Annotated in this window: 24 protein-coding genes; 17 read left to right on the top strand and 7 right to left on the bottom strand. The window is 74.5% G+C overall.

Features of this window, described 5'->3' with window-relative positions; translation table 11 throughout:
* Positions 1–16 precede the first annotated feature (16 nt).
* The 3 genes from murC to ACFYWG_RS22260 all read right to left on the bottom strand — a co-directional run bounded on the left by murC (position 17) and on the right by ACFYWG_RS22260 (position 3,024).
* On the bottom strand, positions 17–1,402 hold the full coding sequence (gene murC, locus ACFYWG_RS22270; RefSeq protein ID WP_389203038.1) for a UDP-N-acetylmuramate--L-alanine ligase: 1,386 nt from the start codon (positions 1,400–1,402) through the stop codon (positions 17–19).
* 96 nt (positions 1,403–1,498) lie between these two features.
* A complete protein-coding gene (locus ACFYWG_RS22265) occupies positions 1,499–1,972 on the bottom strand; it encodes an indole-3-glycerol phosphate synthase (RefSeq protein WP_376325131.1) in 474 nt (157 codons plus the stop codon).
* A gap of 239 nt (positions 1,973–2,211) precedes the next feature.
* Positions 2,212–3,024: a pyrimidine reductase family protein gene (locus ACFYWG_RS22260; RefSeq protein ID WP_383503905.1), complete on the bottom strand. Its 813-nt coding sequence runs from the start codon at positions 3,022–3,024 to the stop codon at positions 2,212–2,214.
* 37 nt (positions 3,025–3,061) lie between these two features.
* On the opposite strand from ACFYWG_RS22260, the gene zapE reads away from it, so the two are divergent.
* The 13 genes from zapE to ACFYWG_RS22195 all read left to right on the top strand — a co-directional run bounded on the left by zapE (position 3,062) and on the right by ACFYWG_RS22195 (position 16,107).
* Positions 3,062–4,159, top strand: a complete 1,098-nt coding sequence (gene zapE, locus ACFYWG_RS22255; protein ID WP_389203035.1) for a cell division protein ZapE — start codon at positions 3,062–3,064, stop codon at positions 4,157–4,159.
* Positions 4,160–4,356: 197 nt separating this feature from the next.
* Positions 4,357–4,779: a hypothetical protein gene (locus ACFYWG_RS22250; protein ID WP_389203033.1), complete on the top strand. Its 423-nt coding sequence runs from the start codon at positions 4,357–4,359 to the stop codon at positions 4,777–4,779.
* A gap of 80 nt (positions 4,780–4,859) precedes the next feature.
* Positions 4,860–5,441: a carbonic anhydrase gene (locus ACFYWG_RS22245; RefSeq protein ID WP_376325120.1), complete on the top strand. Its 582-nt coding sequence runs from the start codon at positions 4,860–4,862 to the stop codon at positions 5,439–5,441.
* Between the two features lie 8 nt (positions 5,442–5,449).
* The gene (locus ACFYWG_RS22240; protein WP_389203031.1) at positions 5,450–6,946 is read left to right on the top strand and encodes a SulP family inorganic anion transporter; all 1,497 of its coding nucleotides are present in this window, start codon (positions 5,450–5,452) and stop codon (positions 6,944–6,946) included.
* 157 nt (positions 6,947–7,103) lie between these two features.
* Complete coding sequence (locus ACFYWG_RS22235; protein ID WP_376325115.1) at positions 7,104–7,958, top strand: slipin family protein; 855 nt, start codon at positions 7,104–7,106, stop codon at positions 7,956–7,958.
* Between the two features lie 90 nt (positions 7,959–8,048).
* Complete coding sequence (locus tag ACFYWG_RS22230) at positions 8,049–9,431, top strand: PhoX family protein (protein WP_383503901.1); 1,383 nt, start codon at positions 8,049–8,051, stop codon at positions 9,429–9,431.
* Positions 9,432–9,555: 124 nt separating this feature from the next.
* Positions 9,556–11,073 (top strand): FAD-dependent oxidoreductase, encoded by a 1,518-nt coding sequence (locus tag ACFYWG_RS22225; RefSeq protein WP_383503900.1) that lies wholly within the window; start codon positions 9,556–9,558, stop codon positions 11,071–11,073.
* Between the two features lie 62 nt (positions 11,074–11,135).
* Complete coding sequence (locus ACFYWG_RS22220; RefSeq protein ID WP_389203028.1) at positions 11,136–12,020, top strand: polysaccharide deacetylase family protein; 885 nt, start codon at positions 11,136–11,138, stop codon at positions 12,018–12,020.
* Positions 12,021–12,038: 18 nt separating this feature from the next.
* Positions 12,039–12,221: a hypothetical protein gene (locus ACFYWG_RS22215; protein ID WP_376325109.1), complete on the top strand. Its 183-nt coding sequence runs from the start codon at positions 12,039–12,041 to the stop codon at positions 12,219–12,221.
* A 42-nt stretch (positions 12,222–12,263) separates the two neighbouring features.
* Positions 12,264–12,983 carry a peptidyl-tRNA hydrolase gene (locus ACFYWG_RS22210; RefSeq protein ID WP_383503898.1) on the top strand — a complete coding sequence of 240 codons (720 nt, stop codon included), beginning with the start codon at positions 12,264–12,266 and terminating at the stop codon, positions 12,981–12,983.
* Positions 12,984–13,095: 112 nt separating this feature from the next.
* Positions 13,096–13,548 carry a hypothetical protein gene (locus ACFYWG_RS22205; RefSeq protein ID WP_376325104.1) on the top strand — a complete coding sequence of 151 codons (453 nt, stop codon included), beginning with the start codon at positions 13,096–13,098 and terminating at the stop codon, positions 13,546–13,548.
* 193 nt (positions 13,549–13,741) lie between these two features.
* Positions 13,742–15,217 carry a DUF692 domain-containing protein gene (locus tag ACFYWG_RS22200; protein ID WP_389203025.1) on the top strand — a complete coding sequence of 492 codons (1,476 nt, stop codon included), beginning with the start codon at positions 13,742–13,744 and terminating at the stop codon, positions 15,215–15,217.
* 119 nt (positions 15,218–15,336) lie between these two features.
* Complete coding sequence (locus tag ACFYWG_RS22195) at positions 15,337–16,107, top strand: TIGR04222 domain-containing membrane protein (protein WP_385420741.1); 771 nt, start codon at positions 15,337–15,339, stop codon at positions 16,105–16,107.
* A 91-nt stretch (positions 16,108–16,198) separates the two neighbouring features.
* On the opposite strand, the gene hemQ is transcribed toward ACFYWG_RS22195, so the two are convergent.
* Together hemQ and hemG are read right to left on the bottom strand one after the other, a co-directional pair.
* Positions 16,199–16,930 (bottom strand): hydrogen peroxide-dependent heme synthase, encoded by a 732-nt coding sequence (hemQ, locus tag ACFYWG_RS22190; RefSeq protein ID WP_383503894.1) that lies wholly within the window; start codon positions 16,928–16,930, stop codon positions 16,199–16,201.
* Positions 16,931–16,935: 5 nt separating this feature from the next.
* Entirely contained in the window at positions 16,936–18,396 is a 1,461-nt protein-coding gene (gene hemG, locus ACFYWG_RS22185; protein ID WP_383503893.1) for a protoporphyrinogen oxidase, read from the bottom strand.
* 156 nt (positions 18,397–18,552) lie between these two features.
* On the opposite strand from hemG, the gene ACFYWG_RS22180 reads away from it, so the two are divergent.
* Both ACFYWG_RS22180 and ACFYWG_RS22175 read left to right on the top strand, forming a co-directional pair.
* Positions 18,553–19,551 (top strand): DUF4349 domain-containing protein, encoded by a 999-nt coding sequence (locus tag ACFYWG_RS22180; RefSeq protein ID WP_383503892.1) that lies wholly within the window; start codon positions 18,553–18,555, stop codon positions 19,549–19,551.
* A gap of 27 nt (positions 19,552–19,578) precedes the next feature.
* Positions 19,579–20,970, top strand: coding sequence for an FAD-dependent oxidoreductase (locus ACFYWG_RS22175; RefSeq protein ID WP_389203021.1), 1,392 nt, complete (start codon positions 19,579–19,581; stop codon positions 20,968–20,970).
* Between the two features lie 93 nt (positions 20,971–21,063).
* Here ACFYWG_RS22175 and ACFYWG_RS22170 read toward each other — a convergent pair whose 3' ends face one another.
* Positions 21,064–21,396 carry a hypothetical protein gene (locus ACFYWG_RS22170; protein WP_376325087.1) on the bottom strand — a complete coding sequence of 111 codons (333 nt, stop codon included), beginning with the start codon at positions 21,394–21,396 and terminating at the stop codon, positions 21,064–21,066.
* Between the two features lie 134 nt (positions 21,397–21,530).
* Between ACFYWG_RS22170 and ACFYWG_RS22165 the strand changes: the two genes are divergently transcribed.
* Positions 21,531–22,349, top strand: coding sequence for a rhomboid family intramembrane serine protease (locus tag ACFYWG_RS22165; RefSeq protein WP_389203019.1), 819 nt, complete (start codon positions 21,531–21,533; stop codon positions 22,347–22,349).
* Positions 22,350–22,362: 13 nt separating this feature from the next.
* Here ACFYWG_RS22165 and hemE read toward each other — a convergent pair whose 3' ends face one another.
* Positions 22,363–23,430 carry a uroporphyrinogen decarboxylase gene (gene hemE / locus ACFYWG_RS22160; protein ID WP_389203017.1) on the bottom strand — a complete coding sequence of 356 codons (1,068 nt, stop codon included), beginning with the start codon at positions 23,428–23,430 and terminating at the stop codon, positions 22,363–22,365.
* Positions 23,431–23,530: 100 nt separating this feature from the next.
* On the opposite strand from hemE, the gene ACFYWG_RS22155 reads away from it, so the two are divergent.
* Positions 23,531–24,205 carry a DUF3000 domain-containing protein gene (locus ACFYWG_RS22155; protein ID WP_389203015.1) on the top strand — a complete coding sequence of 225 codons (675 nt, stop codon included), beginning with the start codon at positions 23,531–23,533 and terminating at the stop codon, positions 24,203–24,205.
* Positions 24,206–24,266: the final 61 nt, after the last annotated feature.

The following is a 24,266-nucleotide window of genomic DNA, read 5'->3' as shown; positions in this document are numbered from 1 at the left end:
CTCCAGCCCCTCGGTTCTACAGACGGTCCAGGATCAGCGGGCCGAGGTCGGTGACGTCGCCCGCTCCCATGGTGAGAACGAGATCACCGGGCTTCGCCATTCCCGCGACGACCGAGGGGACCTCGGCCTTGTCGTGCACCGGCGTGACGTCGGCGCCCGCGGCCCGGGCCGCCTCGATGATCAGCTCGCTGGTCACCCCGGGGATCGGGTCCTCGCGGGCCGGGTAGATGTCGAGCACCACGGAGGCGTCGGCGAGGGCCAGCGACTGCCCCATCTCCGTGCCGAGCTCCTGGGTGCGCGAGAACAGGTGGGGCTGGAAGACGACCAGGATCCGGGAGTCGCCCGCCGCGGCGCGCATCGCCTCCAGGTCGGCCGTCATCTCGGTGGGGTGGTGCGCGTAGGAGTCGATCACCTGCACGCCCGCGGCCTCGCCCTTGAGCTGCAGCCGGCGCTTGACGCCCGTGTACGCCGCGATCGCCCCGGCCAGCTCGGCGGCCGGGATCCCGAGCGCCACGCCCGCCGCCAAGGCCGCGACCGCGTTGTGCGCGTAGTGCCGTCCGGGGACGGAGACCGCGAAGGTCAGCCGCTCGCCGTCCAGGTCGACGGTGACCTCGCTCCTGAGGCCCTGCGGCACGACGGACAGGATCCGCACCGAGGCGTCCGCGGACTCGCCGTAGGTCACCACCTTCACCCCGCGTCCGGCGATCCGCCGGGTCAGCTCGCGGGCGCCCTCGTGGTCGGCGGCGATCACCAGGGTGCCGCCCTCGGTGATCCGGCCCACGAACGTCTCGAAGGAGGCGTAGATCTCTTCCATGGACGCGTAGTTGGCGTGGTGGTCGAGCTCGACGTTGAGGACGATCGCGACCTCGGGCGCGTACGTGTGGAAGCTGCGGTCCGACTCGTCGGCCTCGGCGACGAAGATGTCCCCCTCGCCGTGCAGGGCGTTGGAGCCGGGCGCGTCCAGGTCGCCGCCGATCGCGTAGGAGGGCCGCAGGCCCAGTTCGCCGAGCGAGACGGCCAGCATCGAGGTGGTGGTGGTCTTGCCGTGCGTGCCGGCGACGGCGATCGGACGCAGCCCCTCCATCAGCGCGGCGAGCGCGTCGGAGCGGTGCACGACGGGGATGCCCAGCTCGGCGGCGCGGGCCAGCTCGGGGTTGTCCTGGCGGATCGCGGAGGACACGACGACGCAGCTGGCGTCGTCGGCCAGGTGCGCGGCGGCGTGCCCGATGTGCACGGTCACGCCGAGCGCCCGCAGCGCCCCGGCCGTGGCCGACTCCTTGGCGTCGCTGCCCGCGACGACGGCTCCGCGCTGGGCGAGGATCTTGGCGATCCCCGACATCCCCGCCCCACCGATGCCGATGAAGTGCGGTCGGTCCATGGCGGTGGGAAGGCCGGGTGCCATGCGGTTCTCCAAGTGCGGCGTGACGGGTCTGGGCGCCCCCACCTTATTTCAGCGGCGCCGGGGGCCGCGCCAACCCGGGACCCGGCGCCTTGCGGGCTACGCCTTGCTGTGCGAGAAGAGCTTCAGCACCGGCACGCCGACCTTGTGCCGGGCGCGCGAGGCCCAGTCGCGGTGGAAGAACTCCTCCACGTAGTGCGGGTCGGTGAGCACGATCACCTCGTCCGCCCCGGCCTCGGCGACCAGGGACTTCAGCGCGTCCAGCGGGTGGTCCTCGATCAGCCGGCCCTGGGCCGGGCTCCCGGAGGCGCGCAGTGCGGCGAGGGAGACCTCCAGGGCCCGCTGCCCCACGCTCAGCGCCTCCTCGCCCTCGGGGGTCTCGCCCTCGCGCACGGCCTCGTCCAGTTCGCCGAGCGCCACGTCGTCGATGGCCCGCAGCAGCCGGTCCGCCTGCTCGCCGCGCGGCTGCAGCAGCACCTGGAAGGACACCTCCTCCTCGCCGTGCAAGGTCGTGACGAACTCCACGTCGGCGGATGTCAGGGCCTTCTCGATCATCAAAACGCTTGTGAACACCAGGCGCCCCTTCTGCTCCGGGGGCCTCGGGGCCCCACTCCTGCGTGGGCCGTGGCGGGCCCTGCGGAAACCATCCTGCCCCGTGATCGCACGGGTACTGCCGGATTCAGTGTGCCCTGCGGAAACCGAACAGAACGACACATCCCGCTCATACTCGGCCCGGCGGCGGCCCTCGCTCGCGTCCGGACCCGGCGGCCGCACTCCCGGCCGCCGCCACCTCCTACCCCGGCCCCGGCGGTTCAGTGCGCCGCGGGCCGCCCGTACCGCGTGAAGAGGAAGCCGTCCTCCTCCAGCACCGACAGCAGCGCGAAGCGGTGCGGGACGGCGACGGCCGGCCCCCCGGCGATGCGCTGCGCGTCGCCCGCGGTGAGCGTCGGCGAGAGGGTCAGGCACAGTTCGTCGAGCACCTCCGCCGCCACCAGCTGCCCCAGCAGCCGCGGACCGCCCTCGGTGAGCAGCCGGGTGTGCCCGAGCCCGGCCAGGGCCGGCACGACCCGGGCGGGGTCGACGCCGGCACCCTCGCCCGCGGTGACCACCCGGACGCCCGCCTTCTCCGCGGCGGCCACCCGGTCCGGTGGGGCCGCGGCGCCGGTGAGGACGAGCGTGGGCACCAGGGGGGAGGTGAACAGCGGCAGGGAGAAGTCCAGGTCGAGCCCCGCGGTGACGACCGCGATCGCCGGTGCGGGCCCTTGGCCGGCCGCCTCGCGGGCGGCGGCGAAGTCGGCACGCGCGCGTGCGGGCCGGTACCCCTCCCGGCGCACCGTCTCGGCCCCGACGACCACGACGTCCGCCAGCGCCCGCAGTGTGCCGAAGATCCGCATGTCGGCCGGGTGGGAGATGGGCTGCGAGCGCCCGTCGTGCTGGGCGGCGCCGTCCAGCGTGGACACCATGTTGGCCCGCAGGCAGGGCACGGGCTCCCCGGCGCCCGGCTCGGGGTAGGCGTAGGCGGCGGCCAGTTCGGCCGGGCCCCACTCCCGTCCGGTTCCCCCGCCGGGTGCGCCAGCGGGCGCCGGAGCTGCTGTTTCATCGGTCACAGGGAACAGACGTCGCATGCCGTGCAGTGTTCCACGCGCCGTAGCATGGTGAACCGTGTCCTCCTCCCCCGCCGCATCCGGAACCGGCCCCGTGACCGACCCGGCCCCGCTGTCGCTGTGCGCCCGTGAGCCGCACGTGCCCGCGGACCGCCTGGTCGCCGAGATGGTGCCGCCGCCCCGGTTCGACTCCGTCCGCTTCAGCACGTACATCCCGGACCCGAACCAGCCCAGCCAGACCGAGGCCGTGTCGGTCCTGGAGGGCTTCGCGGCCGGGCTCGGCGGGAGCGCCGCGCCGGGCAGGCGGCGCCTGTTCGGTTTCGGCAGGGCGGCGAGGCAGGCCCCCTCGGGCCCGCGCGGCGTCTACCTCGACGGCGGTTACGGCGTCGGCAAGACCCACCTGCTCGCCTCCCTCTGGCACGCCACCCCGGCGGAACCCGCCCTGAAGGCGTTCGGGACGTTCGTGGAGCTGACCAACCTGGTCGGCGCGCTCGGCTTCCAGCAGACGGTGCGGACCCTGTCCGGCCACCGCCTGCTCTGCATCGACGAGTTCGAGCTGGACGACCCGGGCGACACCGTGCTGGTGTCGACCCTGCTCGGCAAGCTGGTCGAGGCGGGCGTCGCGCTCGCCGCCACGTCCAACACGCTGCCCGGCAAGCTCGGCGAGGGCCGGTTCGCGGCGGCCGACTTCCTCCGCGAGATCCAAGGCCTGTCCGCCCACTTCCGCGCCCAGCGCATCGACGGCGAGGACTACCGCCACCGCGGTCTGCCCGAGGCGCCGCCGCCGTTCTCCGAGGAGCAGGTGACCGCGGTGGCGCACGCCACCGAAGGCGCCTCCCTCGACGCGTTCCCCGCCCTGCTGGAGCACCTGGCCCGCGTCCACCCCAGCCGCTACGGCGCCCTGACCGACGGGCTGAGGGCGGTGTGCCTCACCGGGGTGCAGCCCGTCCCCGACCAGTCCACGGCGCTCAGGCTGGTCGTCCTCGCGGACCGCCTCTACGACCGCGAGGTGCCCGTGCTGGCGTCGGGGCTGCCGTTCGACCGGCTGTTCAGCGAGGAGATGCTGAAGGGCGGCTACCGCAAGAAGTACTTCCGGGCGATATCCCGGCTCACCGCCCTCGCCCGCGACGCGGGCACCCTGGCCACGTCCGGTTGACCAGCGCCCCGACCGCGCACCGACCGCCGCGCGGGGGCTCCGCTTCAGGCCATCCCACCCACGTTTTTCGGGCTCTCTTCAGCCGGAAACATCAAGTTAACCCTGCAAATGACTTTGCAGGGTTAATGTTGTTTCTTGACCAGCCGTTGACCAACTGCTGGTCCGCGCCGGACGGGTGACGCGGTGAAGGGGGGCGCATGTTCCGAGGTGAGACGGCACGGATCGTGGTGACGGTCCTCGCCGCCGCCCTGCTGGCCCTCCAGCTGTTCGCACCCGCACCTTCGTTCGCATCCGCGCACACGGGCAGTGAACCTCAGGCCAAGGCGGGTCTCGGAAGCACTTCCCCCGGGACCTCCCCGGGCCCCGGAAACACGCCCGCCGGACCCGCCCCGCGGGACGAGACGGCCTCGTGCCGCACGGCACCTGCCGGAGACCCGACCGGTCCCCTGCGCACCCGCGCCCGGTCCCACCCCGCCGACCGCGCCCCCTCGGCGTCCGGCCGCCCACTGCCGCGGCTGCTCACGCGGGCGGCCACGCAGCCGTCCGGCCCCGCCACCGCGCGCACCTCCAGACCCCCCGTGACGCACACCCCGGCGACGCTGCAGGTCTTCCGCTGCTGAGCCGCGGCGCACTCCCCCCCCACCCTTCGTCATGCCCGTCCGACGCGCCCCCACTGCGCGCCAGGAGGATTCACCACGCCATGCAGCCCCTCATCGACAACGCCCGCACGTTCGGCCGGCGCACTGAGGAGTTCGCCCGCCTCGCCGAAGGCCAGTCCCCCGACGTCCTGTTCATCACCTGCTCCGACTCCAGGGTCGTCCCGGCCCTGATCACGGGCGCCCGCCCCGGCGAGCTGTTCGAGCTGCGCACCGCGGGCAACGTCGTTCCCCCCCACTCCCTCGACCACCCCACCTCCGAGGCCGCCACGATCGAGTACGCGGTCGGCGTGCTCGGCGTGAAGGACATCGTGGTCTGCGGCCACTCGCACTGCGGCGCCGTGGGCGCCGTGGTGCGCGGCGACGACCTCGACGCCGTGCCGGCGGTGCGCGACTGGCTCGCGCACGCCGCGGACCGGCCCGAGTGCGCCGACCCGGCCGACCCGACGGTCGCCGAGGCCGTGCAGAACCACGTCCTCACCCAGGTGCTGCGGCTGCGCTCCTACCCGTGCGTCGAACGGCGGCTCGCCCGGGGCGGACTGGGTCTGCACGCCTGGTACTACGAGGTGCACACCGGGGTCGTACGGCAGCACCGCGCGCAGACCGACACCTTCGAGACGCTGTGAGGGACGCCGTGGCCACGTTCCCCCACTTACGGCAGGACTTCACCGCCTCGCTCGTCGTGTTCCTGGTCGCCCTGCCGCTGTGCGTCGGTGTCGCCGTCGCCTCCGGTGTCCCGGCCGAACTCGGCCTGGTCACCGGCATCGTGGGCGGCCTCGTCACCGGCCTGCTGCCGGGCAGCAGCCTGCAGGTGTCCGGTCCGGCCGCCGGTCTGACCGTGCTGGTCTTCGAGGCGGTCCAGGAGTACGGGCTGCCCGCGCTCGGCGTGATCGTGCTGGCCGCGGGGCTGCTCCAGCTCCTCATGGGCGCGCTGAAGCTCGGCCGCTGGTTCCGCGCCATATCCCTCTCGGTCGTCGAGGGCATGCTGGCCGGCATCGGCCTGGTGCTCATCGCCGGGCAGCTGTACGCGGCAGCCGGGCTGAAGGCTCCCGCCTCCGGCGTCGACAAGATCCTGGGCCTGCCCGGTGCCGTCGTGGACGCGGCCGGCAGCACGGCGGCCCTGACCTCCCTCGCGCTCGGCGCGGCCACCGTCGCGGTCATGGTGCTGTGGAAGCGGCTGCCCGAACCGGCCCGGGCCGTTCCGGGCGCCCTCGCCGCGGTGGTGCTGGCGATCGGGGCGACCGCGCTGTTCGACCTGCCGGTCGCCACCGTCGAGGTGCAAGGGCTGCTCGGCTCGATCCAGCCGCCCGGCCCGGACGTCCTCACGGGCCTCGGGGCGGGCGTCGTCGGCACGATCATCGCCTTCACGCTGATCGCCTCCGCCGAGAGCCTGTTCAGCGCCGCCGCGGTGGACCGGCTGCACGACGGCCCGCGCACCCGGTACGACAAGGAGCTCATGGCGCAGGGCGCGGGCAACACGGTCTGCGGCGTGCTCGGCGCACTGCCGATGACGGCGGTCATCGTGCGCAGCTCGGCGAACGTCGCGGCGGGCGCCCGGACCAAGGCGTCCCGGGTGATGCACGGCCTGTGGCTGCTGCTGTTCGCCGCGCTCCTGCCGGCCACGCTGGCGCTGATCCCGCTGCCCGCGCTCGCCGGCATCCTGGTCCACGCGGGCTTCAAGCTGATCCCGTTCGCCAAGATCGTGCCGCTGTGGCGGGAGCACCGCGGCGAGGCCCTGATCCTCGTGGTCACGGCGGTGTCGATCGTCGCCGTGAACATGTTCGAGGGCGTGCTCGTCGGTCTGGCGCTGTCGGTCGTCAAGACCGCCTGGGAGGCCTCGCACGTCAAGCTGGAGACCGTCGACAAGGGCGCCGGGCCGATCCAGGTGCACCTGTCGGGCAACGCGACGTTCCTGCGGCTGCCGAAGATCCTGGACAGCCTGGAGGGCCTCCCGCAGGACCGGCCCGTCGAGCTGGACCTGTCGGGCCTGCACCACCTGGACCACGCCTGCCGCACCGCTCTGGAGAGCTGGGCCGCGCGCCACAGCACCGCCGGCACGGAGCCGGTGAAGGTCACCCGGGGCGAGGGGACGCGGACCGCGCCGCCGGCGCAGGAGGTCACCGCCGCCTAGCCGGTCGCTTCCTCCCGGTCCGGGGCAGGCGCGCACCCGCGCGTGCCCCGGGCCGTCCCGTGTCCGGCCCCGGCCGCCCGGGCATGGCCTCCCGCCCGGGTGCGGGCATATCGTTGCAGAAAGGCACGAAGAACCGGACCTCGAACGGGAGGTCGGCATGGTCGAAGAGCTGATCGCCGCCGCCGCGGCGGCGGGGGCCGCCTGCCTGGTCTACGTGGCGTCGGCGGCGCGCGTGGTCAAGCAGTACGAGCGCGGGGTGGTCTTCCGGCTCGGCCGGCTGCACGGCGACGTACGGCGGCCCGGCTTCACGATGGTCGTCCCGGCGGTCGACCGGATGCGCAAGGTCAACCTGCAGATCGTGACCATGCCGGTCCCGGCCCAGGAGGGCATCACCCGCGACAACGTGACCGTGCGGGTCGACGCGGTCGTGTACTTCAAGGTGGTGGACCCGGCGGCCGCGGTCGTCAACGTCGAGGACTACCGCTTCGCCGTGTCGCAGATGGCGCAGACCTCGCTGCGTTCGATCATCGGCAAGAGCGAGCTGGACGATCTGCTGTCCAACCGCGAGAAGCTCAACCAGGGCCTGGAGCTGATGATCGACAGCCCCGCCGTGGAGTGGGGCGTGACCATCGACCGGGTGGAGATCAAGGACGTCTCCCTGCCGGACACGATGAAGCGCTCGATGGCCCGCCAGGCCGAGGCCGACCGCGAGCGGCGGGCCCGGCTGATCAACGCCGACGCGGAGTACCAGGCGTCCAAGAAGCTGTCCCAGGCCGCCCAGCAGATGGCCGACACGCCCTCGGCCCTGCAGTTGCGGCTGCTGCAGACGGTGATGGCCGTGGCGGCGGAGAAGAACTCCACCCTGGTGCTGCCCATCCCGGTGGAGCTGCTGAGGTTCCTCGAGAGGGGCGGCCATGAGGGTGGTCCGCAGACGGCGGCGCAGGACACCCTCGACCGTGCCGAGCAGGCCGGTCAGGCCCTGGAGGAGCTGCGGCGCTCCGTCGAGCGGTGACCCGCGCCGCCCGCGTGGTTCCCGCCGCCCGCACCAGGTGGTAGACACAGCGGGATCACAGTTCCTGTCCGCCAGCAGGAAGGTTTCCCCATGACCAAATCCGGTCGCTTCGCCACACGACGTCAGGTGCTCGCCGGGACGGGCGCCCTGGGTGTCGGGATCGCGTTCTCCGGCGCCCTGTCGGAACTCTTCGCCGGTACCGCCGCCGCGCAGACCCTGGGCCACACCGGCTACGGCCCGCTCGTCCCCGACCCGAAGGACGTCCTCGATCTGCCGGAAGGTTTCCGCTACCGGATCCTCTCCCGCGAAGGGGACCCGCTCCGCTCGGGTGAGGGCGACGTCCCCTCCAACCACGACGGCATGTCGGCCTTCGCGGGCCGGGGCGGCCGCGTCCACCTGGTGCGCAACCACGAGAACCGCGCCAACGGCAAGATCCCCGTCCCCGCGGTCGAGGGGCTGACCTACGACCCGGCCGGCAAGGGCGGCTGCACCGCGCTGACGCTGGACTCCCGCAACGACGTCCTGTCGGAGCGCGTCGGGATCGCCGGCACGGCCGTCAACTGCGCGGGCGGTCCCACCCCTTGGGGCACCTGGCTGACCTGCGAGGAGACCGAGGACAAGGCGGGCACCAACGGCTACACCAAGGACCACGGCTTCATCTTCGAGGTCGATCCGGTCGATCCGTACCGCACCGGGGCCGTGCCGCTGACGGCGATGGGCCGCTTCCCGCACGAGGCGATCGCCGTCGACCCGCGCCGGGGCGTGGTGTACGAGACCGAGGACGCCTTCGACAAGCCCTTCGGGCTGTTCTACCGCTTCCTGCCGAGGAAGCCGCTGGGCGGGCGGGGTTCGCTGCGCGCGGGCGGACGGCTCCAGGCGATGCGGGTGCCGGGCGTGCCCGACCTGTCGACCGTCCAGGAGATCGGCGCCGAGTTCGACGGCGTCGAGTGGGTGGACGTGCCGGACCCGCTGGCCGCGCAGACCCCCATCCGGTTCCAGGACTTCGGCCGCAAGGGCATCACGCACGCGCAGAAGCTGGAGGGCTGCTACTGGGGTGGCCGGTCGGTGTACTTCGTGTCCTCCTTCGCGCACCGCTCGGACGGTTCGGCGGCCGACCACTACGGCCAGGTCTGGCGCTACGACCCGGAGCGCCGCCGGCTGACCCTGGTGATCGTCTTCGGTCCGGACACCGACGTGCAGATGCCGGGCGAGTCCCCCGACAACATCTGCCTCGCGCCCAGCGGCGGCCTGATGGTCTGCGAGGACGGCGACGGCGCCCAGCACGTCTTCGGCGTGACCCGGCGCGGCGAGGTCTACGCGATGGCCCGCAACCGGCAGAACATCGGCACTCCCGAGGAGCCGGAGTGGGGTGAGTTCGCGGGCGTGACCTTCTCGCCCGACGGCGACACGATGTACGTCAACTGCTACACGCCGGGGACGACGTTCGCGGTGACGGGGCCCTGGCGGCGCTAGCCGGGACCACGTCGCTCACGAGGCCGGGTCCGCACGGCCCGGGCCGGGGTCCGACCCCGGTCCGGGCCGCAAAGCGGGGCCCTCGCCGGCACTGACGCGGGCCCGCCGGGGTACTCGCTGGTACATGAGCGAGAAGCAGCAGGTCAGGGGCTCGTACTGGCTCGAGACGGCACCGGAGGGCCGCCATCCGGCACTGGCGGAGGACCTGGACGTCGACGTGGCGGTGATCGGAGCCGGGATCGCGGGGCTGTGCACGGCGTGGGAACTGGCCCGGGCCGGTCGCAGCGTGGCGGTCCTGGAGGCGGGCCGGGTGGCGGCCGGCGTCACCGGGCACACGACCGCCAAGGTCACCGCCCAGCACTCCCTCGTCTACGACAAGCTGCGGCGCACCCGCGGCCCCGAGGGCGCGCGCCTGTACGCCCGCTCGCAGTCCGAGGCGATCGAGCACGCGGCCCGGGTGGCCGCCGAACTGGGCGTCGACTGCGACTGGGAGGCGCGCAGCGCCTACACCTACGCCAGTGACCCGGGCCGGGTGGACGAACTGCGGGCCGAGGCGCGTGCCGCGGCCGAGGCGGGGCTGCCCGCCTCGTTCGTCACGGAGACCGGCCTGCCCTTCGAGGTGGCCGGCGCGGTGAAGGTCACCGGGCAGGCGCAGTTCCATCCCCGCAAGTACCTGCTGGCCCTCGCCGCCGATCTCGCCGGGAACGGCGGGCGGATCTTCGAGGAGACCACCGTCCTCGGCATGGAGGAGGGCGAGCCGTGCCGGCTGTCGACCTCGACCGGGGCGAGTGTGCGGGCCCGGGACGTCGTCGTCGCGACGCACTACCCGGTGTTCGACCGGGCCCTGCTGTTCACCCGGCTGACGCCGAAGCGGGAGCTGGTCGTGGCGGGGACCGTCCCGGCCGGGCAGGACCCGGACGGCATGTACATCACGCCCGACGAGAACACCCGCTCGGTGCGCACGGCCCCGTACGACGGGGACCGGCGGCTGCTCATCGTCACCGGCGAGCACTTCACCCCGGGCACGGGCGACACCCGGGCGCGCTTCGAACGCCTCACCGCCTGGGCCACCGGGCACTTCCCCGGCCTGGAGGTCACGCACCGCTGGGCCACGCAGGACAACACCCCCACCGACACCGTGCCGATGGTGGGCCTGCTGCACCCGGGCGCCCGGCACTCCTACGTGGCCACCGGCTTCGGCGGCTGGGGCATGACCGGCGGCATCATGGCGGGCCGCCTGCTCGCGGCGCAGATCACCGGCGAGGAGTGCGAGTGGAGCGGGCTGTACGACCCGCGCCGGGTGAAGCCGGCCGTGCGGGAGGCCCCGTCGTTCCTGAAGACGCAGGCCAAGGTGGCCGGGCACTTCGTCGGCGACCGGCTGCGGCCGTCCCCGCCGGTGGAGTCCCTGCCGCCCGGCGAGGGCGCCGTGGTCCGCGCGGACGGTCACCGGGTCGCCGTCTACCGGGACGACGACGGAGCCCTGCACGCGGTCTCCGCGCGCTGCACCCACCTGGGCTGCCTGGTCGACTTCAACGCCGCCGAACGGGCCTGGGAGTGCCCCTGCCACGGCTCGCGCTTCGACACCGACGGCAAGGTCATCCAGGGCCCGGCGACCAAGCCGCTGGAGAAGCGCGACATCTGACGGCCGGGTGACACCGGGGGCATCCACGCATGGCGGGACGCCCCCGGTCACATCTTCATACGGTGACCGTGCCCCCGTACCGTGCCGCCCCGCGCCGTCCCGTTCTGCGCCGTGCCCCCCTGCGCCGTGCCGCCGCCGTGTGCGCCCTGGCCTCGGCCCTCGCCGCCTGCGGCGCCGAACGGCCCCCGCGCCCCGCCTTCACCGCCGTGCAGGTTCCGGCGCCGCCGGCGCAGCCGCCGACCCTCGCACCCGGCCCCGCCGGCCTGACCCCCGTCTTCGCGCACGGCTCCCGCACCCGTGGCAGGCGCGTCGCGCTCACCTTCGACGCCGACATGACCGCGGGCCAGGGGGAACGGGCGGCGGCCGGCGAGCGCTTCGACCACCCCCGGCTGATCGCGACGCTGCGGACGCTGAAGGTGCCGGCCACCGTGTTCATGACCGGGCGGTGGGCCGAGGAGTACCCGGACCAGGCCCGCTCCCTGGGCCGGGACCCGCTCTTCGAGGTCGCCAACCACTCCTACAGCCACTACGCCTTCACCGGCGACTGCTACGGACTGCCCCAGGTGGCCGCCCGGCACATGCGCCGGGACGTGGAACGGGCGTACGCCGCGTTCCGCGCGGTGGGCGTGCCCGATCCCCTGCCCTACTTCCGCTTCCCCGGTGGCTGCTACGACCGGCCGGCCCTGAAGGCGCTGGCCCCGGCCGGGGTGACCGCCGTGCAGTGGGACGTGGTGGGCGGCGACGCGTTCGAGAAGGACCCGGACGTGGTGGTCCGGCAGGTCCTGGACGGGGTGCGGCCGGGGTCGGTGGTGGTCCTGCACTGCACGCGCAGCGCCGCCCCCGCCACCGAGCGGGCGGTCCGTGCGCTCGTGCCCGAGCTGCGGCACCGGGGCTACCGGTTCGTGAAGGTCTCCGACCTGATCCGCACCGCGGGTGACCGCCGCTGACCGTCCTACGCTGGAGGCATGAGCGAGGAGAACGACTACTGCCTGATCGACGCGGCCAGGCCGCCCCGGGCGGACGGGCCGCCGTACGCGGAGTGCGTGCTGTGCCGGGAGCCGACGGAGTACCCGGAGTCGTACAAGGGCATCACCTACTGCCCCACCTGCGAATGGCGCGAGGCCGAACGCACGTCCTGCTCGGGCTGAGCGCCCGTCCGTGCGATCTTCACGGCTGGCACACTGGTGGGCGTGAGCGCAGATCCGACGCCTGTGAGTGACAGTCCCTTCCGGTCCGACCCCTCCGCGCGCGACGAGGCGCCGCAGTTCGTGCTGCCGCTGGTCGTGCGGATCGAGCGGGCGGACCCCCCGGCCCGCACCGACGCGCTGGAGACGGCCGCCCGGGCCGTCCTGACGATCCTGGCCGACGAGCGGTCGGCGGGCGAGGGCGAGTGGGCGCGGGTGATGCGGGACTGGCAGGACGCCCGGATCCGCAAGGTCGTGCGCCGGGCCCGGGGCGCCGAGTGGCGGCGGGCCGAGGCCCTGCCCGGGATCACCGTGACCGGCAAGTCCGCCGAGGTGCGGGTCTTCCCGCCGGTCCCGCTGGACGGCTGGCCGAAGGATCTCGCCCGCCTCCAGGTCTCCGGCACCGACCTGGAGGACCCGCAGGAGCCGGGTGACGCCGACCCGGACGCCGTCGTGCTCTGGCTGAACCCCGAACTCGGCATGTCGGCGGGCAAGGCGATGGCCCAGGCCGGCCACGGTGCGCAGCTGGCCTGGTGGGAGCTGTCCGGGACCGAGCGGGCCGCCTGGCGGGACGCCGGCTTCCCGCTCGCCGTGCGCACGGCGGACCCGGCCCGCTGGTCCGGGCTGACCTCCGCGGGACTGCCGTTGGTCCGGGACGCGGGATTCACGGAGATCGCGCCCGGCTCGTGCACGGTGGTCGCCGACCACCCGGCGCTGCGCCGCTAGCGGCAGGCGGCGCGGGCGGGGGGCGCCACCCGTTCGGAGCAACCGCGGGCGCGCCGGACGCGGCCCGGTGCTCCAGTGGGGTTACCGGACAACCCCGACCCAGGAGGCAGCCATGAGCAGCGCCGCGACCCCTCCCCCCGCCCCTCCCGCCGACGACCGGAAGCCGGGCGGCTCCGGCGGCTCCGGCGACTCGTGGGCGGCGGGCGGCCTCGCCCTCGGCGCCACCCTGATGATCGTCTACGGCTTCTTCGCGATCTTCCAGGGCATCGCGGCGATCGCCAACGACGAGGTGTACACGAGCTTCGGCGACTACGTCTTCGAGTTCGACCTGACCGCCTGGGGCTGGATCCACCTGATCGTCGGCCTGCTGGTGATGATCGCCGGGTTCGGCCTGTTCACCGGGGCGACCTGGGCGCGGGCCGTCAGCGCGGTCGTGGTCGGCCTGGCGCTGATCGCGAACTTCCTGTGGCTGCCGTACCAGCCGTTCTGGTCGATCATCATGATCGTGACCGGCCTGTTCGTCCTGTGGTCGGTGTTCAACTACCACTCCCCCCGCGGGGTCTAGGCCCGCTCGAGGCAGGCGGTGGCCGCCGCTCGCGTCCGGCGGCCACCGCGCTCCCCCGTGCTCGCCGCGTTCGGGCAGGGTTGCCCGAACCTCAAATGTTGCTCTGAAGCCGGGCCGTGCGGGGTTGGGGCGCGGACGGCCGGGCCATACCCCCGTCACGTCCGGGCATCGGCCGGGTGGAGGAGGGGGAACGATGGAGCGACTGGGGACGGGCATCGGGTGGCGCCCGGAGATCGCGGACGCCGTGGAGCGCATGCCGGGCATCGACTGGGTCGAGGCCGTGGCCGAGAACGTCTGCCCCGGGCATCTGCCCGCGTCGCTGCTGCGGCTGCGCGAGCGGGGCGTCACCGTGGTGCCGCACGGTGTCTCGCTGGGTCTCGGCGGCGCGGACCGGCCCGACGAGGGCCGGCTGGCCGCGCTGGCCGAGCGGGCCGAGGTCCTCGGCTCGCCGCTGGTCACCGAGCACATCGCGTTCGTCCGGGCCGGCGGGGCGCTGACGGCGACCCCGCACCTGGAGGCCGGTCACCTGCTGCCCGTGCCGCGCACCCGGGACGCCCTGGACGTGCTGTGCGAGAACGTGCGGATCGCGCAGGACGCCCTGCCGGTGCCGCTGGCCGTCGAGAACATCGCCGCGCTGCTGGCCTGGCCGGGTGAGGAGATGACGGAGGGCCAGTTCCTGTACGAGCTCGCGGACCGCACCGGGGTGCGGCTCCTGATCGACGTGGCCAACCTGCACACCAACCACGTCAACCGCGGCGAGGACCCGGCCGAGGCCCTCGCCGAGCTGCCCCTGGAGGCCGTCGCCTACGTCCATGTCGCCGGCGGCTTCGCACGCGACGGGGTCTGGCACGACAGCCACGCCCACCCCGTACCGCAGCCGGTCCTCGACATCCTGACCGACCTGGCCTCCCGCGTCCGCCCGCCGGGCGTCCTGCTGGAGCGCGACGAGAACTTCCCGGCCCCGGCGGAACTGGAGAGCGAACTGACCGCGATCCGCCGGGCCGTGGAGGCCGGGGCGGTCGAGCGGGTGAAGACCGAGGTACGCGCCACGGCGTATGCCCTCGCCGCCCACCGTCCGGAGCCCGTCCGCGCCGCCCGGGCAGGGGGTGCGCACGGCACCGGCGCCGCGACCGGGGACCCGGTGGCGGCGGGAGGACGGGCGACGCACACGGTCCGCGCCACCGCGCACCGGACGGCGGCGAGCACCCTCCCCAGCGGGCGTCCGGCCGGTGTGTCGGGGGCCGAGGGGGCGGAGGAGGCGCGGGAGAGGCTGGGGCTCGCGCAGGCCGCGCTGCTGTCGGCGCTGGTCGCGGGGACGCCCGTGCCCGAGGGGTTCGACCGGGTGCGGATCGGCGTGCAGGCGCGGGCGCTCGCCGCGAAGCGGGCCGACGTCGTGGCCAAGGTGGCACCGGAGCTGCCGGAGATCCTGGGCCCGGAGTACCGCCCGGCCTTCCTCGGCTACGCCCAGGCCCGGCCGATGACCGGCGGCTACCGCCACGACGCCCTGGCCTTCGCCGCGCACCTGCTGGCCGCCGGGCTGCCCGGGGACCCGGCGGCCCGGCGGGAACTGCGCGAGTGGTGGCTGGACCGGTCGGGGCCGAAGCCGCGTTCCGGCCGCCCGGCCCACCGGCTCGCCCGCGCCACACGCCGGGTGCTGCTGCGGCGCTGACGCCCGGCCGAGCGTACGCCCCGGCAGGGGTGGAACGGAACGTCACATCCCGGCAACGCTGCGTCCGTATCGTGGACGAGGCATGGTGTTCCCGCGTCGGCGTCACATACAAACGACATATGCTCTGGGTCCTTCTCCTCCTGGCGGCCTGGGCCGTGGCCGGCACGGCGTGCACGCGCCTGTGCCTGGCGGCCGTACGGGCCGCGGCCGGAGGCACCGGCACCGGCCGGGACCGCGAACTCACCCTGTACGAGGCGGCGTTCCTCTCCGGCGGGCCCCGGCGGGTCGCCGACGTGACACTGGTGGCGATGGCCCGGCAGCGCCGGCTGCTGCTGGCCCACACCGGCTGGGCCACGGTCGTCGACCCGCGCGGACGGGACGAGATGGAGCGGTCGGTGATAGGGGCCATCGGCCCCGAGGGGCAGAGCCGCATCGCCCCGGTGCGCAGCACGGCCGCCGCGGCGGAAGCGGTGCGCGGCATCGCCGACGGGCTGGTCCGCGCGGGCCTCGCGGTGCCCGACAGCGCCCGGACGACGGTCGCTTCGGGGGTCCGCCAGGTGCGCCGCGCCGCCGTCGCCGTCCTGGGTCTCGGGCTGCTCGCGCTGCTGCTGCCCCTCCCGCCGGACCTGCCGCGCCACCTGGTCGCGCTGTGGTTCGGGCTGCCGCTGGCGCTCACCCTGAGCTGCCTGGCCCTCGCTCGGATCGAGGTGCACCCGTACGCGCGCTGGGCCTCCCCGGCAGGTCAGCGGCTGCTCGGCACCCTGGCCCGCAGCGCGGACGGCGCCGACGACGACCGTACGTACCTCACGTCCGTGGCCGTGCGCGGCGTCCGGGCGATCGGCGAACCGGAGCTGCGCGCGGCCTTCACCCACCGGCAGGCGCGCGGCTGACGCGCCGCGGGGCGCTCGGGGGTGTGCTCACCCCGAGCCGGAGCCGCGCGGCGGTCCCGTACGAGCCGGGACCGCCGTGCGGCGGGGCCGATCAGGCCAGGCCGGCGACCAGGTCGGCGATGTCCTTGCGGCGGCCGGTGTAGAACGGCACTTCCTCACGGACGTGGCGGCGGGCCTCCGAAGCGCGCAGGTGGCGCATGAGGTCGACGATGCGGTACAGCTCGTCGGCCTCGAAGGCGAGGATCCACTCGTAGTCGCCGAGGGAGAACGAGGCGACGGTGTTGGCGCGCACGTCCGGGTAGCCGCGGGCCATCTTGCCGTGGTCGGCGAGCATGCGGCGGCGGTCCTCGTCGGGCAGCAGGTACCAGTCGTAGGAGCGCACGAAGGGGTAGACGCTCACGTAGTCGCGGGGCGTCTCGTCGGCGAGGAACGCCGGGATGTGCGAGCGGTTGAACTCGGCGGGGCGGTGCAGCGCCATGTTCGACCAGACGGGCTCCAGGGCGCGGCCGAGCTCGGTGCGGCGGAAGAGGTTGTACGCCTCCTGCAGCGCGTCGCTGGTCTCCGCGTGCCACCAGATCATGACGTCGGCGTCGGCGCGCAGGCCCGAGACGTCGTAGGTGCCGCGGACGGTCACGTCCTTCGCGGCGAGCTGGTCGAACAGCTCCCGGACCTCGTCGGCGTACCCGGCGCGGTCGTCGGGCAGGACGTCCTTCAGCTTGAAGACGGACCACAGCGTGTAGCGGATGACCTCGTTGAGGTCCTTGGCCAGCTTGCCCTTGTTCGGGATCCTGCCGGGTTCGGTGGTGGAGGCGTCGTCACTCATGTCCCTCATTCTCCCGCTCCGCCGTGCAGGCTCTGCACCGGGTGTGCGGTGAGCTGCTGCACACCGCGCGGGTCGCCGTGGATCTGATCGACGGCGGCCCGGGCGCCGGCGATGCAGGCCGGGATGCCGACACCGTCGTACGGGGCTCCGCACAGCGCCAGGCCGGGCAGCGCGGCGACGTGCGCGCGGATGCGGGCCACCCGCGCGTGGTGGCCGACGGGGTACTGGGGCAGGCCGCCGTCCCAGCGGGTGACCCGGTTGGCGACGGGCGTGGCGTCCAGCCCGGTCGCCTCCTTCAGGTCGCGGCGGGAGACGTCGACCAGCTCGGCGTCGTCGCGCTGGAGGATCTCCGTCTCGCCGTGGCGTCCGACGGAGGTGCGCACCAGGAGCAGGCCGGGGTTCTCCTCGGCGATCCACCCCCACTTGTGCGAGGCGAAGGTGGACGCCTTGATGGTGCGTCCGTCCACCGGCGGCACCAGGAACCCGCTGCCCTCGGGCAGGGCGGCCTCGTCGCGGCGGTAGGCGAGGGTGACCAGGGCCATGGAGGCGTACTCGACGGTGTCCAGCTCGGCGGCGGCCCCGGGGCTCTCCTCGCGCAGCAGCCGTGCGGCGGCCGGGGCGGGGACGGCGACGATCACGGCGTCCGCCCGCCAGGTGCGGTCCCCGGAGGCGACCAGCCAGCCGCCCTCAGGGGTGCGGCGCAGCCGGGTCGCCGGCGTGCCGGTGAGGATCTCGCCGCCGCGGGAGCGGACCGACTCGGCGACGGCGAGCGGCAGGGTGCCCACGCCGCCGCGCAGGCCCGTGAAGACCGGGCCGGTCTGCCGGGCCGCGGCCGCCCGCTCCTGGATCGCGCGCACGCCCTCCGTCAGGGAGGTGTGGGTCCGGGCGACCTGGAAGAGCTGGGGGACGGCCGAGCGCAGGGAGATGCGGTACGCGTCGCCCGCGTAGACGCCGCCCAGCAGGGGTTCCACCAGCCGGTCGACGACCTCGCGGCCCAGGCGGGCCGCCACGTACTCGCCGACGGCCACGTCGTCGCCGACCTCCGTGCGGGGCAGCTCGGCGTCGCGCCCGATCCGGTCCAGGCCCTCCTGGGACAGCACGCCGGACAGGGCCGCCGCGGTGCCGGGCACGCCCATCACGTGCCCCTTGGGCATGGGCCGCAGCGCGCCCCGGGTCCACAGGGAGGCCGTCGCGGTGGCCGGCGGCTGGAGGTGGTCCGCGAGGCCGACCTCGCGGGCGAGCTCCACCGCCTCGGGGCGGCGGGCCAGCATCGACTCGGCGCCCAGGTCCACGCGGGCGCCGGCGATCTCCCCGGGCAGCAGCTTGCCGCCGACCCGGCCGGACGCCTCCAGCACGGTCACCCGCGCCCCTTGCTGCAGAAGCCGGTGCGCGGCGGCCAGCCCCGCGATGCCCGCCCCGACGACGACGACCCGACCCGTGCCCTCGCGGGCGTGAACTTCGCGCATGCCCCCAGCCTCTCAGACCCCGCCGGGTGTGCCGCCGCGCCCCGGTGTCCGTCCCGAGTCCCGGCCGTGACCGCATCGGGACCGTCCCGGGCGAACGCCGGGCGGCGCACCGGCGTCGAAGAGGCATCAGGCGAATCGAACCCGGGGGATGCCCGCATGCGCACACGACGACCCGTACGACACTCCGCCCCGCCGCTGGCCGCCCTGCTGCTGGCCGCGGCCCTGGCGCTCACCGGGTGCAGCGGCGCCGGAGACGACTCCGGCAGCAAATCGGCCGCCGACCGCGGAGCCGCAGCCCAGTCCGACGGCAAGGCCCCTGGTGACCGGGCCGCCGGCGGCGAGGCCGGGGCGGGCGGCGCCGCGAACGGCGCCCGGGCGACCGCGCCGCCGAAGCTCACCGGCAGCGCCGTCATCCGCACCGCCGAACTGACCGTGCAGGTCGAGGATGTGCCCGAGGCCCTGGACCGGGCGCGCACCCGCACCGAGAACGCGGGCGGCTACGTCGGCAACGAGACCACCACCCGCGACGCACGGGGCCGCGAGCGCACCCGCGTGGTGCTGCGCGTGCCCGCCGAGAAGTACGACGAGGTCCTCACCGACCTGGAGGGCTCCGGCAGGCTCCTGGAACGCAGCGCCAAGGCGGAGGACGTCACCGACCAGGTCGTGGACGTCGAGAGCCGCGTCAAGACGCAGCGCGCGAGCGTGGCCCGCATCCGGGAGCTGATGGACCGGGCGACCAAGCTGAGCGACGTGGTCACGCTGGAGGGCGAACTGAGCACCCGCCAGGCCGACCTGGAGGCGCTGCTCGCCCGGCAGGCGTCCCTGAAGGACCGCACCAGCCTGGCCACCATCACCCTGTCGCTGTCCCGGACGCCGGTGGCGGGGGCCGCCGAGGACGACGACCCGGGGTTCCTCGACGCGCTCGCGGGCGGCTGGCAGGCGTTCCTGACCATGCTGCGCTGGCTGGCCGTCGTCCTCGGCGCGGTGCTGCCGTTCGCCGCGGTCGCTGCGGCCCTGCTGCTGCTCTGGCTCAAGGTCGTACGCCCGCGGCTGCCCCGCCGTCCGCAGCCCGCGGCGGCGGGCACCCCCGGGCCGCTGCCGGCGGCCCCTCCGGTGCCGGCGCCCCAGCCCGGGCGGCCGGGCGGGCGGGACTGAAGTGACGTGCTCCCGTAGCGTGTTCGCATGAGCATCAGCGGTACGCGCAGGGAGCGGCTGGTCGTCGTCGGGGGCGACGCCGCGGGCATGTCCGCGGCGTCGCAGGCCCGCCGCCTGAAGGGCCCCGACGAGCTGGAGATCGTGGCGTTCGAACGGGGCCACTTCGCCTCGTACTCGGCGTGCGGCATCCCCTACTGGGTGGGCGGCGCCGTCACCGGCCGGGACGAGCTCATCGCCCGTACCCCCGAGGAGCACCGCGCCCGCGGCATCGACCTGCGGCTGCGCACCGAGGTCACCGCCCTGGACGTCGAGGGCCGCCGGGTGCGCGCCCGCGACCTCGACTCGGGCGCCGAGTCCTGGACGGCGTACGACAAGCTCGTGCTCGCGACCGGCGCCCGGCCCGTCCGGCCCGACATGCCGGGGGCCGAGGCCGAGGGTGTGCACGGCGTGCAGACGCTCGACGACGGCCAGGCCCTGATCGACACGCTGGAGGGCACCCGCGGCCGCCGGGCGGTGGTCGTCGGGGCCGGTTACATCGGTGTGGAGATGGCCGAGGCGCTCATCGACCGCGGCTACGAGGTGACGGTCGTCAACCGCGGCAGCGAGCCCATGTCGACCCTCGACCCGGACATGGGCCGCCTGGTGCACGAGGCCATGGAGGGCCTGGGCATCACGATGGCCGGCAACGCCGAGGTGACGAAGATCCTCACCCATGAGGACGGCCGGGTCCGCGCGGTGGCCACCCAGGACGCCGAGTTCCCCGCGGACGTCGTCGTCCTGGGCATCGGCGTGCGCCCCGAGACCTCCCTGGCACGGCGGGCCGGGCTGCCGCTCGGCGCGCACGGCGGTCTGCTCACGGACCGTTCGATGCGGGTGCGCGGCCACGAGGACATCTGGGCGGGCGGCGACTGCGTCGAGGTCTTCGACCTGGTCTCCGGGCAGGACCGGTACATCCCGCTCGGCACCCACGCCAACAAGCACGGCCAGGTCATCGGCACCAACGCCGGCGGCGGCTACGCCACGTTCCCGGGCGTGGTCGGCACGGCGGTGAGCAAGGTCTGCGACCTGGAGATCGCCCGCACGGGCCTGCGGGAGAAGGACGCGCACCGGGCCGGGCTGCGCTTCGAGGCGGTGACGGTCGAGTCGACCAGCCGCGCCGGCTACTACCCCGGCGCCTCCCCCATGACGGTCAAGATGCTCGCGGAACTGCGCACCGGCCGCCTCCTCGGGGTGCAGATCGTCGGCCGGGAGGGCGCGGGCAAGCGCGTCGACATCGCGGCGGTGGCCCTCACCGCCGGGATGACGGTGGAGCAGATGACCGCCCTGGACCTGGGCTACGCCCCGCCGTTCTCCCCCGTCTGGGACCCGGTCCTGGTGGCGGCCCGCAAGGCGGCGGCGAAGGTCCGCGGTTCCTCCTGACGCCCGGGCCTGCGCCCGAGGGGCGGGCGGAACCGCGCGAACGGCCCCGATGGGCCCGCCCGGCGGCGGACCCGCGGCCCCACGGGCGCGGCTCTACGCCGTCCCCGCCGTCCCGTTGATGCGGTCGATGGCCTGGCGCGCCTGCTCCGCCGGCGGCCGGGCCGGCAGGGACGACACCGACCCCGAGGAGGCCGTCACCGCCGCCGGCTGCTCTCCCGCCGGCTTCGCGTGCGCGGCCACCCGGGTCGACCGCAAGCGGTGGCTCACCGCCTCGTCCAGCGTCACGGGCCGCCGCATCTGGGTCGCCAGCCGGCCGGCCTCCTGGCCGAGCCGGGCCACGTCCTCCCAGGGCAGCCGCACCACCAGCGTCAGCTCCGCCTCGCCGTCGGGCAGGGCGTGCATCGGAGGAGTCACTCGGTCGTTCATCGCCTGTTCCTCACGTCGGCCCCGCGATGCGCCTTCCCCGCGCCGCGGGCGGTTGACGGTTCATACGCACGCGCGTGCGGCCGCGTTCACCGGGCCGGCCGATTCACCGCCGCCCGCCCGGGCACCCGTGGGCGGTGGTCATCCCCGTGTACGACGTCAACCCCGCGCGGCGCACCCCCTGGGTGACGTACGCGCTGCTCGCCGTGAACCTCGTGGTGTTCCTGCGCACCCCCGGCATGGCCGGATCCCTGACGGGCGAGTCGAGCCTGCCGCAGCTGTGCCACCTGGAGGCGTTCCTCGACCACTACGCGGCGGTGCCGCAGGAACTGATCCACCATCGGATGCCGTCCGTCGTGCCCACCGGCGGGACCGGCGTGGGACCGCAGGGAGCGGGCTGCGTGATCGGCCCGCCGTCCTACGACAAGTCTCCGGAACTGAGCGTGCTGACGGCGATGTTCCTGCACGGCGGATGGCTCCACCTGCTGGGCAACATGCTGTTCCTGTGGATCTTCGGCAACAACATCGAGGACCGCATGGGCCACGTCCGCTTCCTGCTGTTCTACCTGGTCTGCGGTTACGCGGCGGCCTACGGCTTCGCCCTGCTCGACACCGGCTCCACGGCTCCGCTGATCGGCGCCTCGGGGGCGATCGCCGGAGTGCTGGGCGCCTATCTGGTGCTGTACCCGAGGGCCCGGGTCTGGGTCCTCGTGCCGTTCCTGGTCTTCCTGCCGCTGCGGCTGCCCGCCTGGATCGTGCTGGGGCTGTGGTTCGTGCTGCAGGCGGTGTACTCCTGGGGCGCGGGCGTGTCCGCCGCCGGCACGGTGGCGTACGCGGCGCACGTCGTGGGCTTCGTGGCCGGCATGCTGATCGCCTGGCCGCTGCGCCCCGGGACGCCGGCGCCGCCCGAGCCGCGCGGCGTCCTGTTCGGCAGGCGCGCGCGGCCGGGCTGGTAGAACGGGCGGCCCGTCAGCGGGCGGTGTGCGTGTGGACGTACTCCACCAGGCGGGTCAGGGCGTCCGGGTCGGTGGACGGCATGACGCCGTGGCCGAGGTTGAACACGTGGCCCTCCAGGCCCGCCGCCGACTGGAGCACCTCGCGCGTCTTGGCCTCGACGGCCTCCGTGGGGGCGAACAGGACCGTCGGGTCGAGGTTGCCCTGGAGCGCCTTGCCGGGGCCGACCCGGCGGGCGGCCTCGTCGAGCGGGACGCGCCAGTCGACGCCGACGACGTCCGCGCCGGCCTCGCCCATGAGGCCCAGCAGTTCACCGGTGCCGACGCCGAAGTGGATGCGCGGCACGCCGTAGCCGGCCACCGCCTCGAAGACCTTCGCGGAGGCGGGCAGCACGGAACGCCGGTAGTCGACGGGGGCCAGGGCGCCGGCCCAGGAGTCGAAGAGCTGGACGGCCGAGGCGCCCGCCTCGATCTGCACCTTCAGGAACGCGGCGGTGATGTCCGCCAGGCGGTCCAGCAGGTCGGACCACAGCTCGGGGTCGCCGTACATCATCGCCTTGGCGTTCTCGTACGTGCGGGACGGGCCGCCCTCGACGAGGTAGCTGGCGAGGGTGAAGGGGGCCCCGGCGAAGCCGATCAGGGGCGTGGCGCCGAGCTCGCGGGTGAGCAGGCCGATGGCCTCGGTGACGTAGGAGACGTCCTCGGGGGTCAGGTCGCGCAGCTGCGCGAGGTCGGCGCGGGTGCGGATCGGGCGCTCGACGACGGGTCCGACACCGGGCTTGATGTCGAGGTCGATGCCGATGGCCTTGAGCGGGACGACGATGTCGCTGAAGTAGATCGCCGCGTCGACGCCGTGCCGGCGCACCGGCTGGAGGGTGATCTCGGTGACCAGCTCGGGCCGCATGCAGGACTCGAGCATCGGCACGCCCTCGCGGACCTTGCGGTACTCCGGCAGTGAGCGCCCGGCCTGCCGCATGAACCACACGGGGGTGTGGGGGACGGACTCGCGCCGGCAGGCCCTGAGGAAGGCGGAGTCGTACGGGGCGGACGGCTGCTGGGCCCGGGGGGCGTCGTTGGCACTCACGGGGCAAGTTTCGCACGCTGCCGGACGGCGTGATCCAGCCCCTGGACGGGCGCGGGGTGTCTAGCCCCGCGCGGGGCCCCGGTCACCGTAACCTTCCCGCATGGCTGCGGCTCAGGGACGACTGTCGGACGGCGCTGGCGGTATGGACGAAGCGAAGGACACCGGGAACGACCGGCGGGAGACGGACGAGGCCCCGCTGCCCTTCCGGGCCGCCGTCGACGCGCTGCGGGCGGCGCGTCTGCGGCCCCAGATCGAGGTGGAGCCGACGCCCGCCCCCAAGCGCCTGGCCCCCTGGGCCCACGCCCTGGAGGCCGCGGTCGTCGACGGCGACCAGGACCTGGCGGACGGCCGGCTGGTGCTGCTGCACGACCCGGCCGGGCACGACGCCTGGCGCGGCACGTTCCGCCTGGTGACGCTGGTGCGCGCCGAGCTGGAGCCGGAGATGGCGGCGGACCCGCTGCTGCCCGAGGTGTGCTGGTCCTGGCTGACCGGCGCGCTGCAGGCCCGCGGGCTGACCTACGGGGAGCCCAGCGGCACGGTCACGCGTGCGAGCTCCCACTACTTCGGCGGACTGTCCGCCCGTCCCGCCGCCTCGCAGATCGAGATCCGCGCGTCGTGGACGCCGCGCGAGGGCCTGGGCGGAGTGCCGGACACGGCCGCGCACCTGGCCTCCTGGTGCGACCTGCTCGCGCAGGTCGGAGGGCTGCCCCCGGCCGTGCCGGGCGACGCGTCGGTGGTGACGCTGCCCCAGCGGCGCGGGCCCCGCTCGCACTGACCGACCCCCCTGCACCGACCCCGTGCTGATCGAACCTGCACGGGGCGGTCAACCATGCCCT

Origin of the sequence: Streptomyces sp. NPDC003456 (assembly GCF_042878735.1) — a bacterium.
Taxonomy (GTDB): domain Bacteria; phylum Actinomycetota; class Actinomycetes; order Streptomycetales; family Streptomycetaceae; genus Streptomyces.
The sequence above is the reverse complement of the archived record's forward strand: the minus strand, read 5'-3'. Positions and strand labels throughout refer to the sequence as shown.

Bases quoted from the DNA above. Each gene is read 5' to 3' on its own strand.
- murC (WP_389203038.1), bottom strand. From the start codon at position 1,402: ATGGCACCCGGCCTTCCCACCGCCATGGACCGACCGCACTTCATCGGC.
- ACFYWG_RS22260 (WP_383503905.1), bottom strand. From the start codon at position 3,024: ATGCGACGTCTGTTCCCTGTGACCGATGAAACAGCAGCTCCGGCGCCC.
- ACFYWG_RS22250 (WP_389203033.1), top strand. From the start codon at position 4,357: ATGTTCCGAGGTGAGACGGCACGGATCGTGGTGACGGTCCTCGCCGCC.
- ACFYWG_RS22245 (WP_376325120.1), top strand. From the start codon at position 4,860: ATGCAGCCCCTCATCGACAACGCCCGCACGTTCGGCCGGCGCACTGAG.
- ACFYWG_RS22235 (WP_376325115.1), top strand. From the start codon at position 7,104: ATGGTCGAAGAGCTGATCGCCGCCGCCGCGGCGGCGGGGGCCGCCTGC.
- ACFYWG_RS22230 (WP_383503901.1), top strand. From the start codon at position 8,049: ATGACCAAATCCGGTCGCTTCGCCACACGACGTCAGGTGCTCGCCGGG.
- ACFYWG_RS22225 (WP_383503900.1), top strand. From the start codon at position 9,556: ATGAGCGAGAAGCAGCAGGTCAGGGGCTCGTACTGGCTCGAGACGGCA.
- ACFYWG_RS22215 (WP_376325109.1), top strand. From the start codon at position 12,039: ATGAGCGAGGAGAACGACTACTGCCTGATCGACGCGGCCAGGCCGCCC.
- ACFYWG_RS22205 (WP_376325104.1), top strand. From the start codon at position 13,096: ATGAGCAGCGCCGCGACCCCTCCCCCCGCCCCTCCCGCCGACGACCGG.
- ACFYWG_RS22200 (WP_389203025.1), top strand. From the start codon at position 13,742: ATGGAGCGACTGGGGACGGGCATCGGGTGGCGCCCGGAGATCGCGGAC.
- ACFYWG_RS22195 (WP_385420741.1), top strand. From the start codon at position 15,337: ATGCTCTGGGTCCTTCTCCTCCTGGCGGCCTGGGCCGTGGCCGGCACG.
- hemQ (WP_383503894.1), bottom strand. From the start codon at position 16,930: ATGAGTGACGACGCCTCCACCACCGAACCCGGCAGGATCCCGAACAAG.
- hemG (WP_383503893.1), bottom strand. From the start codon at position 18,396: ATGCGCGAAGTTCACGCCCGCGAGGGCACGGGTCGGGTCGTCGTCGTC.
- ACFYWG_RS22180 (WP_383503892.1), top strand. From the start codon at position 18,553: ATGCGCACACGACGACCCGTACGACACTCCGCCCCGCCGCTGGCCGCC.
- ACFYWG_RS22175 (WP_389203021.1), top strand. From the start codon at position 19,579: ATGAGCATCAGCGGTACGCGCAGGGAGCGGCTGGTCGTCGTCGGGGGC.
- ACFYWG_RS22170 (WP_376325087.1), bottom strand. From the start codon at position 21,396: ATGAACGACCGAGTGACTCCTCCGATGCACGCCCTGCCCGACGGCGAG.
- ACFYWG_RS22155 (WP_389203015.1), top strand. From the start codon at position 23,531: ATGGCTGCGGCTCAGGGACGACTGTCGGACGGCGCTGGCGGTATGGAC.